General features: G+C 53.9%; 4 protein-coding genes and 1 pseudogene. 2 read left to right on the top strand and 3 right to left on the bottom strand.

The features are described from left to right. Positions 1–512 (top strand): Hpt domain-containing protein (locus RMSM_RS19425; RefSeq protein WP_236622216.1); only part of this gene is annotated, 512 nt, incomplete at its 5' end. A gap of 170 nt (positions 513–682) precedes the next feature. Then, positions 683–1,573, top strand: coding sequence for a response regulator (locus tag RMSM_RS19420; protein ID WP_040768240.1), 891 nt, complete (start codon positions 683–685; stop codon positions 1,571–1,573). A 48-nt stretch (positions 1,574–1,621) separates the two neighbouring features. Here RMSM_RS19420 and pgsW read toward each other — a convergent pair whose 3' ends face one another. The 3 genes and pseudogenes from pgsW to RMSM_RS41085 all read right to left on the bottom strand — a co-directional run. Next, a complete protein-coding gene (pgsW, locus tag RMSM_RS19415; RefSeq protein ID WP_008699939.1) occupies positions 1,622–2,842 on the bottom strand; it encodes a poly-gamma-glutamate system protein in 1,221 nt (406 codons plus the stop codon). Then, a complete protein-coding gene (pgsC, locus tag RMSM_RS19410; protein WP_052031711.1) occupies positions 2,839–3,330 on the bottom strand; it encodes a poly-gamma-glutamate biosynthesis protein PgsC in 492 nt (163 codons plus the stop codon). Before pgsC ends, pgsW begins: the two co-directional genes overlap by 4 nt. Further along, positions 3,330–3,745: pseudogene (locus RMSM_RS41085) on the bottom strand (hypothetical protein); the annotation flags it as partial. The pseudogene RMSM_RS41085 and the gene pgsC, both read right to left, overlap by 1 nt.

The raw sequence follows: 3,745 nt of genomic DNA, 5'->3' as shown, positions 1-3,745 counted from the left end.
AGAGCAACCTTTCGACTCAAATGCAAGCCGAACAAGCACAACAAACCCAACAGGCTTGCGACGAAGACGCCACCGACGCGACCGATTCAAGAGCCGTCTATGACGAGGCATCCAATCACCAAAACGCACCGGAGAGCTGCGATGAGACGCAAAACGATCAGCTCACCGCCTGGATTGACTGGGACAAACTGTACACCACGATTGGAAACAACCCTCCGCTGATTGCCGAATTGTTTAAAGCATTTGCTGAAGAAAGCGAAACGCTAATTGAGCAAATTGACAAAGCCATCACCGATCGCGACGCTGATTTGCTGAAAAGCTCCACGCACACACTCAAAGGAGCTTCGATGGCGATCGGCGCTACCCAGTTGTCCGAATGCACCCTGGAAATCGAAAAGGCGGCGAAGAGCAACCAATTCGACAACGTCAGTCCCGATCATGAACGACTACACCAATTGCTCCGCAACACACTCGGCGAAACCAATGAGTTTCTCGGCAACGCCGCAAAGTAGTATATTGCCGGGGTTGAAAACAAAGACGACGTCTCATCAAAACCTCTTGCTTGGACACGTTTGGGATTCTTGATTGCTGTCTATCTTGTCGCTTGTTGTCCCTTTACAATTTCCAATGCTGCGGCGGTAAGTCTAACACCCCGACAAAGCCCTTAATTATGGAAAGCACGATGTCGCGTGTTCTATTAGCAGAAGACAGTCCCACTCAAGTCATCATGCTGCGTGCTCTTCTCGAAGAAGACTCACACGAAGTCCAAGTGGCTACCGACGGTGCAAAGGCGCTCGCGATAATGAGCGAGCAACTTCCTGACATCGTCGTCACCGACATGCAAATGCCCAATATGAATGGACTGGAATTGGTTCAAGCCATTCGCAGTAAACATGCATCGGTACCTGTGATCCTGATTACGGGCCAAGGCAGCGAAGAACTCGCAGCCCAAGCATTACTCGACGGCGCTGCGGCTTATCTGCCCAAGTCCGTTGTCGACGAACAATTGCTGGGATCCATCGAACATGTGCTGGGACTATTGGACACGCCAATGAGCTACCAGCATCTAATTGATCGTCTGGACTACAATCAATTTCAATTCACACTCGAGAATAACCCAGATTTGGTTCCCCCGCTGGTCAATCTGATGCAGCAAATGGTCGGCGGTATCCATCTTTGCGACGAAGTGGCTCGCGCTCGGATCGGCATGGCAATTGAACAAGCGTTACTGAACGCGATGATCCGGGGCAATCTGGAAATCAGCCATCAAGAGCAGCTCGAAGACGAAGAGTTGCACGTCGCTGAGGAGTTGACCTTGATTGAGAAACGACGATCGGAGTCACCCTACGGCGATCGCCGCGTGATTTTCCGCGCGCATCTGGGCCGCGAACAACTCGTCTTTATTGTCAACGATGAAGGAAAGGGGTTTGATACCGAAGCGCATTTAGAACCCGAGGCTCACGATGTCGTGGATGCCGAAGAGGGACGCGGGCTGGTTTTGATCCACTCGTTCATGGACGAGGTTCGTTTTAACGATTCCGGGAACGAGATCGTCATGGTCAAAAACACCTAAACAAGTGACCGCCGCCCCTCGTCGGCGAACGTATCCTGCGCGTAACAATCAGATCATCAGCTCGACGTGCTTGGGCATCGACGACGCGTCAGAGGAATCGTCTGCCGATTTCCGCCACGTCTTCCATGATCGCAGCGGATGCAGAACAATCCCCGGTGCGACGGTGATCGCCATCATCAACCACGTCAACCCCATGACCACGCCCGCCAACGAGCGGCGGTAGACGTTGCGGCCGAAAACATCGCCTTGTCCCACCGCCGGATGGACCACTGGTGCGATCGGCATCGCGTATCGCTCGGCAATCGATTTGGCATCGACCACATTAATCACAGGCACGTTCGTGGCCAACATTCGAGCCGCAATGCAGTTCGGTAGCGGTTCATCGCCAGGGACCTCAGTGTGCACACCGGGGGCAAAACACGAGTTGCCTTCACTGCCACCAATCGATGCCGATCCGCCTCCGATGTTCACGTAGGCGGCATAGGAATCGGATTGAATTTCCGACTCATAAAGTGTCATCCGCTCATCGATCAAATCTCGCAAACCGGTGGATGAAAGCATCCGCACACCGTTCCGGTCCATTGCGTCGGCCAGTAATTGACGCGTTTGCTCGTGCATTCCGGATGCACGATCATACAATCCGCCATAGGTTCCCGCGGTTGCCCGAAACGAGATCAGGCCGGCATCGTGCAAATGTTTTTCCATGTCGACCCACATCATTTCCGGACGATTCGCACCATACTGGCTCGATGCTGCCGATAGAATGATCGTCGGCTTCAACTGTAACGTCTCGGCAGCCATGTAAACCGCAATATTTAGCGCAGGCCACGAACCACTTGCGCCAATCGCCACCCGGTCGCCCGGCTTCACCCCAGCCTCTTCGAACCATTTCACCACCACGGCGGCGAAATTGGGATTGATCGAAGTCTGTTTTGACTCGAGCGAACCTAGCTTGCTGGTGACAAGCGACATCGAAGGACCAATCAAATGTGAATCAAGCGGGTCCAACTTCGCCACCGAGCGGAGTCCTTGCTTTTGATGGACGTTGGCGATCACTTGCATCGCCGATTCGGCTTTTGTCGCCGCAGCAATCAATTGTTCGTGATGTTCGGGAGAAACTTTTGCCGGCCAAAAATGCACCAGCGCCATTCCTGAGAGCGACATGATCATGCCGGCCCACAATCCGGCGCGTGATAGCCGTTTTGGACGCCAATACATCACTTGAAAAGGAGATTTGCGTGCATCCCCATTGCTACTGAGCTCGTTCATCCAATGACCTCCACGCCGACAAGAATCAAGGTCAAACGCACCAGGACCGCCGACGACATCATCGGCGACAACGTTTCGATAAATCCTTGACGTTCAAACCACAATGCAATTAAACCGGGAATGATAAAACCAATCATCACGATCGGACTGACAACATCATCCGCCGCGTTGGCCACCGCTGCGACGGACACTGCGTTGGCGGCTAAGCGAATTCCCATCCCCACTGCAAAACCAATCATCACGGTCAGCACCACGCGTCGGCGACCAAACAAGATCGCCCAGTGGGACACCAATCGCACCAGTCCCCATGTGATCATCGCCGCGACGATTGTCAGCAGAACGGCGACCGGTTGGTGCAACGACAAAGCGATGTACCCCGGTACGATCATCCCGCCCACGCTTAGCCCGAGTAATTCGGTGACCACCAAACTGATCAACAGTCCAATCGCAATCGCAAGCAACGTGATGTCGACATCCATTAAACTCATTAGGCCGCTCCTACAGGAATGTGATCCGCAAACTGAAGGCGTTGCATTTGATCCGCCTTGCGAAAATAGTCCAACAAATCCATCCCAGGACCGGCGATGTTCCCCATCCCCATCACCATCGATGAACGTCCCGATTGGCCTCGCAGCAAGTTGACCAACTGCGTTGCCGGTTGTGATTCAGCACACGTCAACCGGTCTCGCGACAAACCGCTCTGGATGACACGGCGTGCGAACACTTCGGTCCCCGTGCCGGACAACACATAGTGATCCGCCGGATGCCATCGCATGCACGCTTCGGCCAATTGCAACGAACGATCCACGCGGTCTTCGCGACAATTGAACAACGCGATACGACGTTCGACCCCCTCATAACGCTGGACCAACGTGTTCCAGCTGTGCCCAGTTGACTCGGGGT

The organism is Rhodopirellula maiorica SM1, from assembly GCF_000346295.1.
Classification (GTDB): domain Bacteria; phylum Planctomycetota; class Planctomycetia; order Pirellulales; family Pirellulaceae; genus Novipirellula; species Novipirellula maiorica.
This window is presented reverse-complemented; position numbering and strand designations above follow the sequence as displayed.

What these genes read in the sequence shown, in the direction of transcription:
- RMSM_RS19420 (WP_040768240.1), top strand. Translation starts at nt 683, where the DNA reads ATGTCGCGTGTTCTATTAGCAGAAGACAGTCCCACTCAAGTCATCATG.
- pgsW (WP_008699939.1), bottom strand. Translation starts at nt 2,842, where the DNA reads ATGAACGAGCTCAGTAGCAATGGGGATGCACGCAAATCTCCTTTTCAA.
- pgsC (WP_052031711.1), bottom strand. Translation starts at nt 3,330, where the DNA reads ATGAGTTTAATGGATGTCGACATCACGTTGCTTGCGATTGCGATTGGA.